Consider the following 16,156-nt stretch of genomic DNA (forward strand, 5'->3'; position numbering starts at 1 on the left):
GCGGCGGAGCCGCAAATCGACACAGCCCCGCGCCCCTGAAGGGGCGCTTACGCCAGTCGGATCACATTCCAGGACAGGGGCTCAAGCACTGCCTTCAGGGTGCCGTCGCTCAGCGTCGTGCCCTCGGCCTGGTGAGGCGTGACCCGCTCCGGGGCCTCCAGGGTGTTGCGGGCGTCGGGGTCCTGGTCGGCGAGGACGCTGTGCTCCGTGACCTGGGTCAGGTCGAGGCCGCTCAGGGCGATTTCGAGGGGCAGGGCCTCCGTCTGGCTGCGGTTGACCGCGAAGACGGTGACCGTGCCGTCGTCGGCCCTGACCGCCGTCGCGTGCAGCAGACTCGTCTCGCCGTACTTCTTCGTCTGGTGCGTCGGTGAGTCCACGCGTACGTCCAGGACCTGGCCCCTGCCGTACCGCGACGCCTGGGCGAAGGGGAAGAACGTCGTCTGGCGCCAGGCCGGGCCGCCGGGCTCCGTCATGATCGGGGCGATGACGTTGACCAGCTGGGCCAGGCAGGCGACCGTGACGCGGTCCGCGTGGCGGAGCAGGGCGATGAGGAGGGAGCCGAACACCACCGCGTCCAGGACGCTGTAGTTGTCCTCCAGCAGGCGGGGGGCCTCGGGCCAGTCCCGCGTGTCGGAGTTCTCGATCTCGTGCCACTTCGAGGTGTACCAGACGTTCCACTCGTCGAAGGAGAGGTTGATCTTCTTCTGGGACTTCAGCCTGGCGCCCACGTGGTCACAGGTGGCGACCACGTTCTCGATGAAGGACTCCATGTCGACGGCGGAGGCCAGGAAGGAGTCGAGATCGCCGTCCTGGGGCTCGTAGTAGGCGTGCAGGGAGATGTAGTCGACCAGGTCGTACGTCTCCGCGAGGACCGTCGCCTCCCACTCCGCGAAGGTCGGCATGGACTGGCTGGAGGAACCGCAGGCGACCAGTTCCACGGTCGGGTCCATCTGGCGCATGGCGCGGGCGGTCTCGGCGGCGATACGGCCGTACTCCTCGGCCGTCTTGTGGCCGGTCTGCCAGGGGCCGTCCATCTCGTTGCCCAGGCACCAGACCTTGATGCCGAAGGGGTCCTTGTCGCCGTGCGCGGCCCGGAGGTCGGAGAGGGCGGTGCCGGAGGGGTGGTTGGCGTACTCCTGGAGTTCCAGTGCCTCCGCCACGCCCCGCGTACCGAGGTTGATCGCCATCATGGGCTCGGCCTGCGGGCCGACCTTCTTCAGGAAGGCGATGTACTCGCCGAGTCCGAAGCGGTTGGTCTCCGTCGACCGCCAGGCGAGGTCGAGGCGGCGGGGGCGGTCCTCGACGGGGCCGACGGAGTCTTCCCAGCGGTAGCCGGAGACGAAGTTGCCGCCGGGGTAGCGGATGGTGGTGACGCCGAGTTCGCGGACGAGGTCGAGGACGTCCTGGCGGAGGCCGGCGTCGTCCGCCGTGGGGTGGCCGGGCTCGAAGATGCCGGTGTAGACACAGCGGCCCAGATGCTCGACGAAGGAGCCGAACAAGCGGGGGTTGACTTCGCCGATGGTGAAGGCGGGGTCGAGGGTGAAGCGGGCGGTGCGCATTTTCGCCTTTCGGGGTGGGTTGTTCTCAATCGTGGGCGGGTGCGGGTGCGTTGTGGCTGGTCGCGCCCACGCGGCGGAGCCGCAAATGGACACAGCCCCGCGCCCCTGGGTCGGCTGCCCCTAAGTAAGTTTCGGCCAGCCGTTCTCTGTCCAGCCCAAAGGATTCAGCCCCAGCTTCGGCGTGCCGTTGTCGTCGGCGTCGTAGTAGTGGTACGCCAGCCAGGTCTTGCCGTGGGTGCGGAAGGTGGACTCGCCGCCCGTGCCGATGTAGCGGCCGTGGCCTGCCAGGAACAGGTCTCCGCCGCCCTGCAGCATCGGGGTGCCCGTGCTGTCCGTGTACGGGCCCGTCACCGACGTCGAGCGGCCCACTCTGATCTTGTACGTCGAGTTCGCGCCCGCGCAGCAGGCGTCGTACGACGCGAAGAGGTAGTAGTAGCGGCCGTGGTGGAGGATCGACGCGCCTTCGACCGCGTAGGGGGCGTCGGGGCGGGTGGCCAGGTGGGCGACGGGGGCTCCGGGGAGCGCCTTGCCGGTCCTGCGGTCGAGTTCGACCATGCGGATGCCGGTCCAGTAGGAGCCGAACGCCATCCACAGGCGGCCGTCGGCGCGGACGATCGCGGGGTCGATGGCGTTCCAGGAGTCGGTGGTCTGCGAGGTGAAGGCGGGGCCGTGGTCGGTCCAGGTGCCGGGGAGGCCGGACGGGGAGGTTGCCACGCCGATCGCGGAGTGGTTGGTGCCCCAGGAGGAGACTGCGTAGTAGAGCCAGTAGTGGCCGTCGCGGTAGGAGAGGTCGGGGGCCCAGGGGTCGGCGGTGGAGTTGTAGTCGTACCACCAGCTCGGCGGGGTGGTGAACGCGTTGCCCGCGTCGGTCCAGTCGCGGAGGTTCGTGGAGAGGCGGGCGCCGATGATGCCGCCGGTGGAGTAGGCGACGTACCGGCCGTTCTTCAGCTGGTGGACCGTGGGGTCGTGGATGATCTGCTGGCCGGTCAGGGGGAGGGGGTCGGGGTAGGCGGCGTCGGCGGAGGCGGTGGTGGGGAGGAGGGCGATCGTCGCCGCCGTGAGGAGCGCGGCGAGTCTGGGGAAACGCTTCAACTCGGGCTCCCTACTGGCCGGCCAGGCCCGTGTGGGCGACGCCCGCCACGATCTGGCGCTGGAAGAAGACGAACACGACGATCAGCGGGAGGCCCGCCATGAGGCCGCCGGCCATGAGCTGGGCCCACTGGATGCCGTAGGAGTTCATGACGGTCGCGATGCCGTTCGGCATGGTCATCAGGTCGGGGTTGTTGGTCACCATGTAGGGCCACAGGAAGTTGTTCCACGAGGCGATGAAGGTGAAGATGCCGACCGCGGCGAGGGAGGGGCGGGACAGCGGCAGGACGATGGTGAAGAAGACCCGCCAGCGGCCCGCGCCGTCGATGAAGGCGGCCTCCTCCAGTTCGCGCGGGATGCCCTGGAAGAACTTGTAGAGGATGTAGACCATCGCGGCCGGGGCGCACTGCGGCAGGATCATGCCCCAGTAGGTGTCCACCATGCCCATCTGCTGGACGGTGGTGAAGAGGGGAACACCGAGGACGGCCGGGGAGACCATCAGGCCGGACATGACCAGGCCCATCAGCGCGCCCTTGCCGCGGAACTCGGTGCGTGCGAAACCGTATCCGGCGAGCGCGCTCACCAGTACGACGACGGACGTCACGCAGACCGAGACGACCAGGGAGTTCACGAACCAGTCGGTGATGTTGCCGGTCTCGAAGAGGGCCTTCCAGGCCTGTCCCGTCCAGTGCTCGGGCAGCCAGTGCGTCGGTACGTCGACGGCCTCCGTCTCCGACTTGAGGGAGGTGAACAGGCCCCAGAAGAGGGGGGCGAGGAAGACCACGGAGACGGCGGTGCCGAGCAGGGTGAGGACGATCTGGCTGGGCGTCCACGCCCTACGGGGCTTCACGGGTACGGCGGTCGTCATCGGGTGGCCTCCTCGGTGCGGTTGCGCAGCAGCCACATGCGTACGAGGGCGACGGCCGCGATGATCACGAAGAAGATGATGGAGATCGCGGAGGCGTAGCCGACGCGGTAGCTGGTGAAGCCCTCTTCGAGGGTGTACTGGACGAAGGTGCGGGTGGAACTCTCGGGGCCCGGGCCGAAGTCCATCATGACCACGGCCTGGTCGAAGACCTGGAGTGACGCGAGGATCTGCAGGGCGATGACCAGGCCGGTGATGTTGCGGAGCATCGGCAGGGTGATGTGGACCATGCGGTGCCAGGCGTTCGCGCCGTCCAGCTTCGCGGCCTCGTAGAGGTGGGCGGGGATGGACTGGAGGGCGGCCAGGTAGAGCAGGAAGCTGAAGCCGACCGTCCACCACAGGGTCTCGATGACGATGGCGAGCATCGCGTACGACTTGTCGGTCAGCCACGGGGTGTCGATGCCGAACACGTAGTTGACCATTCCCGTGCCGGGGTTGAACAGCCACTGCCAGAGGTTGCCGGCGACCGTGGAGGGGAGCAGGAAGGGCGCGAAGAAGCAGAGGCGCCACAGCCATTTGCCGCGCTCGATGTGGTGGGCGAGCATCGCGAGGAGGAAGGCGAGGACGGTGATGCAGGGTACGACCAGCAGCGTGAAGTACGCGCTGTGGCCGAGGGCGTCCCACATCAGCGGGTCCTTGAGGGCCTCGCGGTAGTTGTCGAGGCCGATGAAGCTCTCGCCGGTGCCGGTGATGTTGGCGTCCGTGAGGCTGAGGTAGACACCGCGCAGCAGCGGCCAGATGACGAAGAGGGTGAAGAGGAGGAGGAAGGGCGCCACGAACCAGCCGCCGTGCTGGAAGCCCTGCTTGCGGCGGAGGGTGGCGCTCGCGGCGGCGGTCCTGGCGCGGGCCGGTGCGAAGACGGTCTCGGCGGTCGTCATGCGGCCGTACCTCCCTGCGCGGCGGTCTTGCCGTCCATGGGGTTCTTCATCGCGAGCAGCGTGGCGAGTTCCTTCTTCATCCGGCCGGCCGCGGCATCGGGTTTCGCCGAGCCCACGGTGGAGGAGACGACGATCGGGCCGACGCGCTGGGCGAGGATGCCGGTGGAGCCCGCGAACCACACCTTGGGCTCGTTGGCCTGGTGGTTCATGGCCGACGCGTACTCGTTCTGCGGGTAGAGCTTCTGGTAGGCGGGAGTGGAGAGAGTCGGCAGATAGGCGGGGATGTGGCCGCCGGCCGCCCACTGCTGGGCGTGGGTGACGACGTACGCGGCGAGCTGGTGGGCCGCTTCATCGGTGGCACCGCCGCGGTCGGACTGGTGGGGCAGCACGAAGGAGTGCGACTCGGCGTGGGTGGCCTGGGTGCCGAAGACGGGCGGGAGAGGGATCGCGCCGTAGTCGAGTTTCGCGCCGGAGTAGACGGGCACCGACCAGTTGCCCTCCCAGGCGAACGGGGCGCCGTTGATGAACTGTTCGGCGTTGACGGAGCCCATCGTCGGGTCGGCGTAGCCGTCGGTGACATGACGGCGCAGGAACTCCAGGACCTGGGTGGCCTTGTCGGTGTCGAAGGTGACCTCGGTGCGGGCGTCGTTGAACCAGGTGCCGCCGAGCTGCGTGTAGAAGGCGACGAAGAACCACCACTGGAAGTTCTGGTCGTTGATCCACAGGCCGATGGTCTGCAGGCCCTTCTTGGTGGCCTTCTTGGCCTCCTTGAGGACTCCGAACCAGTCGTCGGTGGAGCTGACCGGCACGATCCGGTCGTCGGCGCCGAGCAGGCCCGCCTTCTTCAGCACGTCCTTGCGGTAGAAGCAGAGCTGGACGTGGACGTCGAGCGGGAGGGCGTAGAGCTTGCCGTCGACGATGCCGCGCTGCCACAGCTTGGGGTTGTAGTCCGACTCCCGCAGGCCGTACTTGGCGAGCAGGTCGACGTCCCAGGCGTCCAGGAGGCGGCCCGGCGCGAAGCCGGCGACCCGGCCGATGTGCATGACGCCGAGGTCCGGTGCGCGGTTGCCGGCCGCCGCCATGGCGAGCTTGGTGTAGAAGGGGTTGCCCCACTGGAGGGTGGAGTCCTTCACCGCGATGTCCGGGTGCGCCTTACGGAAGGCGTCCAGCATCGCGATCATGTTGGAGCCGTCACCGCCGCTGAAGAGGTTCCAGTAGCGCACGCGGGTGCGTGCGGTGGAGGCGAGCGCGTCGGCGCCGCTGCCGAGGGCCGCGAAGCCGAAGCTCCCCGCCACCGCCAGCCCGCCCGCAGCGCCCAGTAGTTGCCTGCGACTGAGGCCAGGTCGTCCCATTGCCTGCCCTTACACTCGTTCGACATATCGAATCATGCCCGTAACTTCGAACGGGACCGTAAAATCGAAGCGCTTCCGCGTCAATGGGTACAGCGCGACTTTCCTGTATCAGGCACTCGTTCTCACTCGTTCCCAGGTGAATCACCGACGTCGGATCGCATGACGGGGACACATCCGGACGCGTAACCTCGGACGGGCCGCCGCGGCGCGGTGACCGCCGTCGGGGCGGTGCGAAGGGGGAGCGATGGACTTGGCCGGCGCTCGGCACCTGTGGGCCCGGATCACCGCGAGGCCGCGGCTCTCCCGGCCGAACGCACAGATGCGTGTCCTCGCCGCCGGCCTCGCCGCCGCCGTCCGTGCCCGGCCGTATCCGCCCGCCGACGTGGGCGAGTTGTGCCGGGCGCTGTGCGAGGAGATGACCGCGCTGCGCGCCGGACGGCCGGTGGAGCTGCGGTTCGAGCGGTTCCCGGACGAGATCGAGGTCACCGGACTGTGGGTGGAGTTCCAGGACTTCGACCTGGTCATCGTCGAGGAGCGGGCCGAGGCCGTGCAGCAACTGGTCATCCTCGGACATGAGTTGTGGCATCTGCAGGCCGGCCACCGGCACCAGCACGGGGTCGCCCCGGAGGCCGCCCGCGCGCTCGTCGGCCAACCCGGCTGGCGGGACACGGCGTTGACAGTGGCCGCGCGCAACGGCTCCCGGGAGACCGACGAGGCCGAGGCCGACGACTTCGGCTACCGGCTCGCCACCGCCTTCCGGCCGTACGTCGAACGGCCGGGCCGCTCCCCGCACGACCCCGTCCAGCGCTCCCTCGGCTACCGCGGGCGCGGCGGAGCGGCGCGGTGACCTCCCCCCTGGCCATGCCCAACCCCGCTGGAATCCTGGGCGAGTTCTACATCTCCTTCTGGATCCCCACCGCGGTGCTCACCACCGCCCTGGCGATCAAGCTGCCCTCCATCATCCGGCTGTGGCGGGACCCGCTGCTGCGCGCGGTCGGCGGACTGCTGCTGCTCGGCAGCGCGGTGTTCGTGTTCTGCACCCCGTCGACGATCGCCGCCGTGAACCGGTGGACCGGTGTGCCCAACATCTCGGCGCCCTGGTGCTACTCACTGCTCACCGCGCTCGGCGCCTCCTGTCTGCTGCTGATCATCGCCTGGCGCAACGGCCTGTCCGACCGGTCCGCGGCCACCCGGCGTGCGATCCGCTGGGTGATCTCCGGCTACTCCGCGGTGATCGCCACCCTGTGGCTGCTGTTCGCCCTCGCCGACGTGCCAGTGGAGCGGCTGCGGGACCTGGACACGTACTACGCCACCACCCCGTACATGCGCGAGGAGATCCTGCTCTACCTCGTCGCCCACTCCCTGGCCTGCGTCATCACCTCGCGGCTGATCTGGAACTGGGTGCGCACGGAAGGCCTCGACGCATGGCTGCACTCGGGGCTGAAGCTGCTCGGCGTCGGTTACGTACTGAACCTGATCTTCGACGCGGCCAAGCTGGTCGCGGTCGCCGCCCGCTGGTCCGGTGCGGACCTGGACTGGCTCAGTACCGACCTGGCCCCGGCCGCCGCCGCCCTCTCCGCCATCAACATCGCCGTCGGCTTCATCCTCCCCCACGTCGGCCAGTACCTCCACGACCGCTGGCGGGTCCGGATCGCCCACCGCGAGCTGCGCCCGCTGTACCAGCTGACCCGGACCGTGCATGGCGACGGCGTCCCCTTCGTGCTGCGTGCCACGCCCGAACTGCGGCTGACGCGACGCGAGACGTTCATCCGGGACGTCCTGCTCCCCCTGACCCGGCACATCGACGCCGACCTCGACCGGCGCGCCTACGACGCCGCGCTCGCCCTGGGCCACCCCTCCGAACAGGCCCGGGCCCTGGCCTCCGCGGTCAGCATCCTGAACGCCGTGGACACACGGGGCCGCACACCCGACCCCACCGACACGACCGACGCCCCGGACTCCACCCACCTCCTCCAGGAGATCGGCGCGGTGTCCCGGGCCCTGAGACACCCGGAGGAGATTGAGGCGGTACGCGCACGTGCCACGACCCGAACCAGAAAGATCGCGGTGCACGAAGCGCCTCTTTAGGGGCGCGGGGAACTGCGCGACCAGCCCCCACGCACCCGCGGACGAACGCTTGATCAAATCAACTTTCAGCCCTGGAAGGCCGGTTGGGCGACGCCCTGTCCCGCACCCGGAATCACCAGCAGTGAACCCGCCGTCGGGTGCGGCGCGTTCAACCCCACCCGCGCCGTCGTGACGTACAGATCCGTCAGGTCGGCGCCGCCGAACGCGCAGGCCGTCGTACGGGGCGTCGGCAGCGTGATGACACGGTCCAGTTCACCCGTCGGCGTGTACCGCCGCACCGCTCCCCCGTCCCACAACGCCACCCACACACAGCCGTCCGCGTCGACCGTCAGGCCGTCGGGGTAACCGGCGCCCTCCTCGATCGTCACGAACGGACGGCGGTTGACGGGGAGTTCGCCGTCGTAGTCGAAGACGTCCACGCGGCGCGTCGGCGTGTCGATGTAGTAGACGTGGCGGCCCTCCGGGCTCCAGCCCGTGCCGTTGCTGACGGTGACGTCGGGCAGCAGCGTCGTCGCCGTACCGTCGGCCGCCACCCGCGAGAGCGTGCCGCCCCCGGTCGTCTCGTCGTAGCGCATCGTGCCCGCCCACAGGGAGCCGTCCGGGGCGACGGCCGCGTCGTTGGCGCGGCGCCCGGCGACCGGCTCGTGGTGCAGCCAGCGGAACGTGTCGTCGGGGTCCAGCAGGGCCACGCCGTCCCGGAGGTTGAGGACCAGGCCGCCGTTCGCGCGGGGTTTGACCGCACCCACGTGCTGGTCCGTCGTCCGGGTCGTACGACGGCCCGTCGACGGGTCGTACGTGTTGACGCGCGAGCCGAGTACGTCGATCCAGATGAGGCGGCCGGTCGCCGGGTCCCAGGTCGGGCCCTCGCCGAGCGTCGCCTCCGCCGCGACCGCGACCTCGTAAGCCGTCGTCGTCATCCCACGCTCCGGTGGCCGAGGCGCTCGGAGAGTTCGGCGGCGCCCTTCGCGGCGAGCTGCTCCAGCTCGCCCCGGCGCTCGTCGCTCCAGCGGATCATCGGGACGGAGATGGAGAGCGCCGCGACGACCTGGCCGGTGCGGTCGCGGACCGGCGCGGCGACACAGGAGACGTCCGGGTTGGACTCGCGGCTCTCCACGGCGATGCCGCGGGCGCGGATCTCGGTGAGGGCCTCGCGCAGGGCGTCCGGCTCGGTGATGCTGTTCGGGGTCATCCGGACCAGGTCGGCGTCGTCCGGGATGCGCGCGGACAGCTCCGGATCCGGCAGCGAGGCCAGCAGCATCTTGCCGACCGAGGTGCAGTGGGCGGGCAGCCGGCGGCCGGCGGCGGAGACCATCCGGACCGCGTGCGTGGAGTCGACCTTGGCGATGTAGATGACGTCGGTGCCCTCCAGGATCGCCACATGGACGGTCTCGTCGCAGGTCTCGGCGACGGACCGGGCGACCTGCTGGCCCTCGGCGGCGAGGTCGAGCTGCTCGGCATATCTGCTGCCGAGCTGGTACGGGCGGACACCGAGCCGGTAGCGTCCGGGCTGTCCGGGTACGGGCACGATGTACGAGCGGGCGGAGAGCGTGGTCACCAGCTCGTGCACGGTGGTCCGCGGCAGCTGGAGTTTGCGCACTATGTCGGGGGCGGAGAGGGTCCCGTCCCCGTCCAGGAAGAGCTCAAGAATGTCGAGAGCCCGGGTCACGGCAGGCACAAGGCGTCCCACGTCCGGCCCCCTCCCTTGGGTCTAAGCGCCAGATCTCGTCGGAGCGGCGGAGCCGTTCGAGATATCAACAGGCGATCGGCATGACGAACACAGGCTAACCATCGAGGATTGCGCGGGCAATGGTCGGGAACGACCCGGCCACAGGCATGTGCACCGTGGGGCCGCCATCGGGCCACCATGGGTCCCATGCAACTGGACTTCCAGCTGGTGCTGCTGCGCCGTATGGCCGACCACAACCCGGACCTGGTGGAGGGTGCCCGGCGCGAACTGGGCGCGTCGATCGCGGACATGAGGGAGGCCAACAAGCGCTGGCAGGCGATGGTCCGGTCACCCAGGTCCCGGTCCGCCGCCGCCCGCTACCGCTCGGTGCTCGGCCCGCCCGAGTGGGAGACGAAACGGACCGTCGGTGACCTGGAGTGCATGGCCTGGCAGTGGGCGCTTCCGCTCTGGCCGACCCTGTGCTTCGAGATCATGGTCGGCCCCGGCGGCGCGGTCTGGAACGAGTGGCTGGTCCGCGCCCCCGGCGCCCCGGCGCCGAGACTGGAGACGTACGAGGACCTGACCCCCTGGTCCTGCACGGTCGACGAGGCCGCCCGCGCCTTCGCCCCCGCCCGCCCCCTGGAGGGCTCGGCCCCTACCCGGTGGGGCCTGACCTTCCAGGTGCCCGACGGCCGTCAGGTGGTCGCGGAATTCACCTGGGGGCTGCTGCAGCGCACCGCCGTCATCGACGAGCCGCATCGATGATCGCCGCCGCCACCGCGTCCACCGACCCCGGGTGCAGGAACAGGAACAGGTTCGGTTCGACCAGCTCCAGCTCCATCACCCGCGGCTGTCCGTCCTCCCCGTCGACCAGGTCCACCCGGGCGTACAGCAGCTCGGGCGCCTCCGGTACGGCGGCCAACGCGCGCTCCGCGACCGCGAGTTCGGCCGGGGTGGGGCTCCACCGCGCCAGGTCCGGGTGGGCGACCTTGTCCGCGTCGTACGCCGTGCCCGGCGTGAGCACGGCCCGCTTGCGGCTGGCGTGCAGCAGCCGCCCGCCGAAGAACTGGAGCGCCCGCTCACCGCTGACGTCGATCCCGGCGACGTACGGCTGCACCATCGCGGTCAGCCCCTCGTCGTGCATCCGCGCGAGATGCCGTACGGCCGTCTCGTGCTCGCCCGGCGTGTAGCGGGCGGCGAACCGGGCACCGGCGCCGAAGGTGGGCTTGACCACGAAGTCGCGGTCGGCGGGGAGAGCGGCGGCCCCGGCCGGGTCGCCGGGGGCGAGGTACCGGGTCGGCACGACGGGCACCCCGGCCGCCGCGAGGTCGCCGAGATACCGCTTGTCGGTGTTCCAGCGCACGACGGAGACCGGGTTGGCCAGCCGCGTCGCCTTCCCGACCCGCTCCGCCCACGGCACGAACTCGTCCGTACGCCAGCTGTAGTCCCAGGTGGACCGGATGACGACCAGGTCGTAGCCGCCCCACTCCACGCCGGGCTCGTCCCAGGCGTGCGCGACGGCGTCCGCGCCGGCGTCGGCCAGCGCCCGCAGCAGCACCGGCAGGTCCTGGTCCTTGCTCGGCTCCGTACCGGGGTCGTAGGTGGCGAGGGCTATGCGAGGCACGGCGGGGGCTCCCTTGACTGACGGTGACTGCGATTCTTCGGCAGACTAACCCGTTGACCTTCACCTTCGGTGAAGCCCCAGCATCGGTGGTGGACGTCGAGGAACACGAGGCAGGACAGGGTGACGGCATGGAGTGGATGACCATCGGCGCCTTCGCCAAGGCCTGCCGGCTGTCGCCGAAGGCGCTGCGGCTGTACGACGAGCTGGAACTGCTGAGGCCGGCCCGGGTCGACCCGGACACCGGCTACCGCTACTACGCCGTCGAGCAGCTCGAACGCGCCCGGCTGGTCGCCTGGCTACGGCGGCTCGGGATGCCGTTGGCCCTGATCCGCGAGGTGTGCGGGCTGCCGGCCGGCCCGGCCGCCCGGGAGATACGGGCGTACTGGGCCCGTGTCGAGGCGGAGACCGTCGTACGACGGGACCTGGCCGCGTTCCTCGTCGACCACCTGTCGGGAGAGTCGAGAAGGGAAACGACGAAGATGCTGGAGTTGCGTTACGCCGCCCGCTCGGACCGGGGGCTTGTCCGGCCGTCCAACCAGGACACCGTGTACGCGGGGCGCCGGCTGCTGGCCGTCGCCGACGGGTGCGGAGCGGCCGGGGCACTGGCCAGTGCCGCCGCCGTGGAGGCGCTGAAGTCCCTGGAGGAAGAGGAGCTTTCGGCGGGCAATGTGCTGAACCTCCTGGAGGACGCGGTGCGTTCGGCGGACGAGGCGGTGCGGGAGGTGGCCGGGGGAAGTACGGACGTCGGTACGACGCTCACCGCGCTGCTGTGGACCGGGTCCCGGCTGGCCCTCGTCCACATCGGGGACTCGCGGGCGTATCTGCTGCGGGACGGTGAGCTGTTCCGGATCACCCACGACCACAGTGTGGTGCAGTCGCTGATCGACGAGGGCCGGCTGACGCCGGAGGAGGCCGAGAGCCATCCGCAGCGGATGCTGCTGGCGAAGGCGCTGTCGGGGGACCGGGCGGCCACGCCGGATCTGAAGCTGCACGAGGCGCGGGACGGGGACCGGTATCTGGTGTGCTCGGACGGGCTGAGCCGGGAGGTCTCCGACCAGCGGATCCGGGAGCTGCTGGGTGCCGTCGAGCCCGGGGACGCGGTGCGGGTGCTGGTCGAGGAGGCCAACTCGGCGGGCGGGGCCGACAATGTGAGCGCGGTCGTCGCCGACGTGGTGTCTCCCGCCGAGCGCTAGAAACTCTGCCATGACACTTCACGGCACCGACGCCCACTCCGGCCTCTCCGGCCTGCCTCCCCTCGTCGAGCGTGCCCTCGGCGCCGCCCGGGACCGCTCCTTCCCCTACTCCTGCCGGCCCGAGCAGGGGCGGTTGCTGCAGCTGCTCGCCGGCGGGGTCGGGGTGTCGGGGCGGATCGGGGAGACCGGGACCGGGCTGGGGGTGGGGCTGGCCTGGCTGGCGTCGGGAGCCCGGGACGGGGTGCGGCTCTTCAGCGTGGAGCGGGACGCCGGGCGGGCCGGAGCCGCCGCCGAGGTGTTCCGGGACCGGGCCGGCGTGCGGGTGCTGTGCGGGGACTGGCGAGAGATCGGGGCGTACGGGCCGTACGAACTGCTCGTGCTCGACGGGGGCGGGCAGGGGAAGGCCGACGGAGATGTGCCCGCCGACGTCGAGCGGCTGCTGGTCCCCGGCGGCACCGTCGTCATCGACGACTTCACGCCCTCCGACCGGTGGCCGCCCCGGCACGCGGGAGGTGTGGACCGGGCGCGGCTGTACTGGCTGGAGCATCCCGCCCTGCGGGCGGCGGAGGTGCGGCTCGCACCCGATCTGTGCACCGTCGTCGGGACACGGCGCCTGTGAGGGACCCGCCACTGTGATCAACACCCCGGGTCCGGGGCGCGGGTGGGGCGCCCTGGGAGCGTTGCTCCTGGTGTAGGAAGGGGGCTGTCGAGGTTCCGACCGGTGTTTCCGATGTGAGGAGTCGTCGCGTGTCCCTTCTGTTTCCGGCCCTGGTGGACGGCTCCGGCGAGCGCAGCGAGATGGGGGTCTCCCCGGACGGAGTCCGGGGGAAGGTCGCCCTGCGGTTCGGCTCACGGTCGTTGACGTACGGGCGACTCGCCGCCGCGGCGGGCGCCCTGGCCGGCCGGGTCGGGGACGCCGACCGGGTCGCGGTGTGGGCGACCCCGGAACTGGAGACCGCCGTCGCCGTCGTCGGCACGCTGCTCGCCGGCAGGGCGGCCGTACCGCTCAACCCCAAGTCGGGCGACAAGGAACTCGCGCACATCCTCGCCGACAGCGCGCCGAGCGCGGTGCTGGCCGCCCCGGGCGCCGAACTCCCGCCCGCCCTCGCCGACTTGCCCCGCATCGACGTCGACGTGGACTCCTCCGGCCCGGTCCCCGAGGACCGCACCACCGAGTCCGACCCCGCCCTCGTCGTCTACACCTCCGGCACCACCGGCCCGCCCAAGGGCGCCGTGATCCCGCGCCGGGCGCTCGCCGCGACCCTGGACGCGCTCGCCGACGCCTGGCAGTGGACCGGGGAGGACGTCCTCGTGCACGGCCTGCCGCTCTTCCATGTGCACGGGCTCGTACTGGGGATCCTCGGACCGCTGCGGCGCGGTGGCAGCGTCCGTCACCTCGGGCGTTTCGACACCGACGGCGTGGCCCGCGAGCTGAACGACGGCGCGACCATGGTGTTCGGCGTGCCCACCATGTACCACCGCATCGCCGAGGCGCTGCCGGACGACCCCGGACTGGCGAAGGCGCTCGGCCGGGCCCGGCTGCTGGTCTCCGGCTCCGCCGCGCTGCCCGTCCACGACCACGAGCGGATCGCGGCGGCCACCGGACGGCGGGTCATCGAGCGGTACGGCATGACGGAGACCCTGATGAACACCAGTGTCCGCGCGGACGGGGAGGCGCGGGCGGGGACCGTCGGCGTGCCGCTGCCCGGCGTGGAGCTGCGGCTGGTGGAGGAGGACGGGACGGCGATCGCCGGGTACGACGGGGAGACCGTCGGGGAGATCCAGGTACGCGGCCCGAACCTGTTCACCGAATACCTCAACCGGCCCGACGCCACCGCCGCCGCCTTCACCGCCGACGGCTGGTTCCGCACCGGCGACATGGCCGTGCGGGAGCCAAACGGCTATGTGCGGATCGTAGGGCGCAAGGCCACCGACCTGATCAAGAGCGGGGGTTACAAGATCGGGGCCGGTGAGATCGAGAACGCGCTGCTCGAACATCCGGGGGTGCGGGAGGCCGCCGTCACCGGGGAGCCGGACGCGGACCTGGGCGAGCGGATCGTCGCCTGGATCGTCCCGGCTGATCCTCAAGCGCCGCCGTCCGCAGAGGAGTTGGCCGACCATGTCGCCGGCCGGCTCGCCCCGCACAAACGGCCCCGCGTGGTCCGCTACCTGGACGCCCTTCCCCGCAACGACATGGGGAAGATCATGAAGCGGGCCCTGGGTGTCTGAGCAGATGCCCGGGCAGACGCCCGAACGGCTCTCCGCCCGCCGGATCCTCGCCCTCGTCGCCGATCCGGACACCTTCGCCGAACTCCCGCCCCCGGCACGGCAGTCCGGGCCCGACGGCCCGCTCGGCTGGCAGGGTTACGACGCCTCGCGCGCCCGCGCCGCCGAGCGCACCGGCGAGGAGGAGTCGGTCGTCGTCGGCACCGCACACGTCGAGGGCACGGCGGCCGTACTGATCGCGTTCGAGTTCGGGTTCCTCGGCGGCTCGCTGGGCGAACGGACCGGGGACCGGCTGGAGGCGGCGTACGTCCATGCCCGCGCCCACCGCCTCCCGGTGGTCCCGCTGGTCGCGACCGGCGGCAGCCGGATGCAGGAGGGCATGCTCGCCCTGTCCCAACTCCAGCGGGTGGCACGGCAGTCGGCGCTCACCCGGGAGGCGGGGCTGCCGCAGATCGCGGTTCTGCGCGACCCGACGACCGGCGGCGGCTGGGCCACCCTGGGCGCCGGCGCCGATGTGATCCTGGCGCTGCCCGGCGCCCAGGTCGGCTTCGCGGGCTCCCGGGTCCGCCCGCCGGACGCCGACCCGGCCGCGTTCACGGCGGAGGCGCAGCTGGCGGCGGGAGCGGTGGACGCCGTGGTGCCCCTGGCCGAGCTGAGGACGGTGCTCGGGCTGTGGCTGCGGCTGCTGACCGCACCGGCCACGGACCCGGCGGACCCGCCGGCCGCCCTCGACGCCACCGGGCTCCCCGACACCGGGCTCCCCGACACCGGGCTGCCCACCACCGGGCTGCCCGCCACCGGGCTGCCCGCCACCGGCTGGGAGGCCGTCCGGCGCGCCCGCGCCCCGCGACGCCCCCGCGCCCAGGCCTACTTGGACGCCTACTTCACCCGCCGGGTCGCCCTCGTAGGCGACCGGTGCGGCGGCGCGGATCCGGACGGGATGCTGTGCGGGTTCGGCGAGCGGAACGGCCGTACCATCGCGTTCGCCGCGCAGACCGGGGCGGCCACCCGGCCGGCCGGGTACCGCACCGCCGCTCGCCTGATAAGGCTCGCGGACCGGCTGGACATCCCCGTGCTGACCCTCGTCGACACCCCGGGCGCCGCGAATGACGCCGACGCGGAACGGCAGGGCGCGGGCGCGGCGATCGCGGAGCTGTTCGGGGAGGTGGCGGCGGCCCGGATGCCGATCACCACCCTCGTCATCGGGGAGGGCGGTTCGGGCGGTGCGCTGGCGCTGGCCGCGCCCGGCAACACCTGGGCCACGCCGGACAGCTACTTCTCCGTCATCGCCCCGGAGCTGGCCGCGGCCATCCTGAAACGCCCTCCGGAGGAGGTCGAGGCGACCGCCGACCAGCTGCGCATCCGGCCCCAGGACCTGGTGGAGCTGGGGGTGGTCCGGGGCATCGTGACGCCCTTGCCCTGACACGGACCGTCGCCTTCGGTGACAACGGGCGCCCGAGCCCTCTCACGCTCCCGGGCCCGAAACCCCCCATTCAGCCGCACCCCGCCCGGCCCCCTCCCGCAGGCGCGCCGAGCCGATCCCCCGGAGGATGCGA

Annotated in this window: 15 protein-coding genes; 7 read left to right on the forward strand and 8 right to left on the reverse strand. The window is 71.4% G+C overall.

Features of this window, described 5'->3' with window-relative positions; all coding sequences use genetic code 11:
* Positions 1–47: 47 nt before the first annotated feature.
* The 5 genes from ACIRR9_RS12190 to ACIRR9_RS12210 all read right to left on the reverse strand — a co-directional run bounded on the left by ACIRR9_RS12190 (position 48) and on the right by ACIRR9_RS12210 (position 5,803).
* Entirely contained in the window at positions 48–1,559 is a 1,512-nt protein-coding gene (locus tag ACIRR9_RS12190) for an alpha-N-arabinofuranosidase (protein ID WP_403750326.1), read from the reverse strand.
* A gap of 120 nt (positions 1,560–1,679) precedes the next feature.
* Positions 1,680–2,651 (reverse strand): arabinan endo-1,5-alpha-L-arabinosidase, encoded by a 972-nt coding sequence (locus ACIRR9_RS12195; protein WP_403750328.1) that lies wholly within the window; start codon positions 2,649–2,651, stop codon positions 1,680–1,682.
* 10 nt (positions 2,652–2,661) lie between these two features.
* Positions 2,662–3,516 (reverse strand): carbohydrate ABC transporter permease, encoded by an 855-nt coding sequence (locus ACIRR9_RS12200; RefSeq protein WP_403750331.1) that lies wholly within the window; start codon positions 3,514–3,516, stop codon positions 2,662–2,664.
* Entirely contained in the window at positions 3,513–4,451 is a 939-nt protein-coding gene (locus ACIRR9_RS12205) for a carbohydrate ABC transporter permease (protein WP_403750333.1), read from the reverse strand. The genes ACIRR9_RS12200 and ACIRR9_RS12205 overlap by 4 nt, the downstream gene beginning before the upstream one ends.
* Positions 4,448–5,803, reverse strand: a complete 1,356-nt coding sequence (locus ACIRR9_RS12210) for an extracellular solute-binding protein (RefSeq protein ID WP_403750335.1) — start codon at positions 5,801–5,803, stop codon at positions 4,448–4,450. The genes ACIRR9_RS12205 and ACIRR9_RS12210 overlap by 4 nt, the downstream gene beginning before the upstream one ends.
* A 244-nt stretch (positions 5,804–6,047) precedes the next feature.
* Here ACIRR9_RS12210 and ACIRR9_RS12215 point away from each other — a divergent pair, with 244 nt between their 5' ends.
* Both ACIRR9_RS12215 and ACIRR9_RS12220 read left to right on the forward strand, forming a co-directional pair.
* Positions 6,048–6,650, forward strand: coding sequence for a toxin-antitoxin system, toxin component family protein (locus ACIRR9_RS12215; protein WP_403750337.1), 603 nt, complete (start codon positions 6,048–6,050; stop codon positions 6,648–6,650).
* A 14-nt stretch (positions 6,651–6,664) separates the two neighbouring features.
* Positions 6,665–7,891, forward strand: a complete 1,227-nt coding sequence (locus ACIRR9_RS12220) for an MAB_1171c family putative transporter (RefSeq protein WP_403750541.1) — start codon at positions 6,665–6,667, stop codon at positions 7,889–7,891.
* Positions 7,892–7,956: 65 nt separating this feature from the next.
* On the opposite strand, the gene ACIRR9_RS12225 is transcribed toward ACIRR9_RS12220, so the two are convergent.
* Positions 7,957–8,808, reverse strand: coding sequence for an SMP-30/gluconolactonase/LRE family protein (locus tag ACIRR9_RS12225; RefSeq protein ID WP_403750339.1), 852 nt, complete (start codon positions 8,806–8,808; stop codon positions 7,957–7,959).
* Complete coding sequence (locus tag ACIRR9_RS12230) at positions 8,805–9,578, reverse strand: IclR family transcriptional regulator (RefSeq protein ID WP_403750342.1); 774 nt, start codon at positions 9,576–9,578, stop codon at positions 8,805–8,807. Before ACIRR9_RS12230 ends, ACIRR9_RS12225 begins: the two co-directional genes overlap by 4 nt.
* A gap of 186 nt (positions 9,579–9,764) precedes the next feature.
* Here ACIRR9_RS12230 and ACIRR9_RS12235 point away from each other — a divergent pair, with 186 nt between their 5' ends.
* Positions 9,765–10,322 (forward strand): hypothetical protein, encoded by a 558-nt coding sequence (locus tag ACIRR9_RS12235; protein WP_403750344.1) that lies wholly within the window; start codon positions 9,765–9,767, stop codon positions 10,320–10,322.
* Here ACIRR9_RS12235 and ACIRR9_RS12240 read toward each other — a convergent pair.
* Positions 10,300–11,181 carry a RimK family alpha-L-glutamate ligase gene (locus tag ACIRR9_RS12240; protein ID WP_403750347.1) on the reverse strand — a complete coding sequence of 294 codons (882 nt, stop codon included), beginning with the start codon at positions 11,179–11,181 and terminating at the stop codon, positions 10,300–10,302. The genes ACIRR9_RS12235 and ACIRR9_RS12240 overlap by 23 nt on opposite strands.
* Positions 11,182–11,309: 128 nt before the next feature.
* Here ACIRR9_RS12240 and ACIRR9_RS12245 point away from each other — a divergent pair, with 128 nt between their 5' ends.
* The 4 genes from ACIRR9_RS12245 to ACIRR9_RS12260 all read left to right on the forward strand — a co-directional run bounded on the left by ACIRR9_RS12245 (position 11,310) and on the right by ACIRR9_RS12260 (position 16,023).
* Complete coding sequence (locus ACIRR9_RS12245; protein WP_403750543.1) at positions 11,310–12,374, forward strand: MerR family transcriptional regulator; 1,065 nt, start codon at positions 11,310–11,312, stop codon at positions 12,372–12,374.
* 10 nt (positions 12,375–12,384) lie between these two features.
* Positions 12,385–12,993, forward strand: coding sequence for an O-methyltransferase (locus ACIRR9_RS12250; RefSeq protein ID WP_403750349.1), 609 nt, complete (start codon positions 12,385–12,387; stop codon positions 12,991–12,993).
* A gap of 128 nt (positions 12,994–13,121) precedes the next feature.
* Complete coding sequence (locus ACIRR9_RS12255) at positions 13,122–14,603, forward strand: acyl-CoA synthetase (protein ID WP_403750352.1); 1,482 nt, start codon at positions 13,122–13,124, stop codon at positions 14,601–14,603.
* A gap of 4 nt (positions 14,604–14,607) precedes the next feature.
* Complete coding sequence (locus ACIRR9_RS12260; protein WP_403750545.1) at positions 14,608–16,023, forward strand: carboxyl transferase domain-containing protein; 1,416 nt, start codon at positions 14,608–14,610, stop codon at positions 16,021–16,023.
* Positions 16,024–16,156: the final 133 nt, after the last annotated feature.

Source organism: Streptomyces sp. NPDC101234 (assembly GCF_044767525.1).
Lineage (GTDB): Bacteria > Actinomycetota > Actinomycetes > Streptomycetales > Streptomycetaceae > Streptomyces > Streptomyces sasae.

Excerpts from the sequence above, each read along its gene's own strand:
- ACIRR9_RS12190 (WP_403750326.1), bottom strand. The coding sequence starts at position 1,559 with ATGCGCACCGCCCGCTTCACCCTCGACCCCGCCTTCACCATCGGCGAA.
- ACIRR9_RS12200 (WP_403750331.1), bottom strand. The coding sequence starts at position 3,516 with ATGACGACCGCCGTACCCGTGAAGCCCCGTAGGGCGTGGACGCCCAGC.
- ACIRR9_RS12205 (WP_403750333.1), bottom strand. The coding sequence starts at position 4,451 with ATGACGACCGCCGAGACCGTCTTCGCACCGGCCCGCGCCAGGACCGCC.
- ACIRR9_RS12210 (WP_403750335.1), bottom strand. The coding sequence starts at position 5,803 with ATGGGACGACCTGGCCTCAGTCGCAGGCAACTACTGGGCGCTGCGGGC.
- ACIRR9_RS12215 (WP_403750337.1), top strand. The coding sequence starts at position 6,048 with ATGGACTTGGCCGGCGCTCGGCACCTGTGGGCCCGGATCACCGCGAGG.
- ACIRR9_RS12220 (WP_403750541.1), top strand. The coding sequence starts at position 6,665 with ATGCCCAACCCCGCTGGAATCCTGGGCGAGTTCTACATCTCCTTCTGG.
- ACIRR9_RS12225 (WP_403750339.1), bottom strand. The coding sequence starts at position 8,808 with ATGACGACGACGGCTTACGAGGTCGCGGTCGCGGCGGAGGCGACGCTC.
- ACIRR9_RS12235 (WP_403750344.1), top strand. The coding sequence starts at position 9,765 with ATGCAACTGGACTTCCAGCTGGTGCTGCTGCGCCGTATGGCCGACCAC.
- ACIRR9_RS12245 (WP_403750543.1), top strand. The coding sequence starts at position 11,310 with ATGGAGTGGATGACCATCGGCGCCTTCGCCAAGGCCTGCCGGCTGTCG.
- ACIRR9_RS12250 (WP_403750349.1), top strand. The coding sequence starts at position 12,385 with ATGACACTTCACGGCACCGACGCCCACTCCGGCCTCTCCGGCCTGCCT.
- ACIRR9_RS12260 (WP_403750545.1), top strand. The coding sequence starts at position 14,608 with ATGCCCGGGCAGACGCCCGAACGGCTCTCCGCCCGCCGGATCCTCGCC.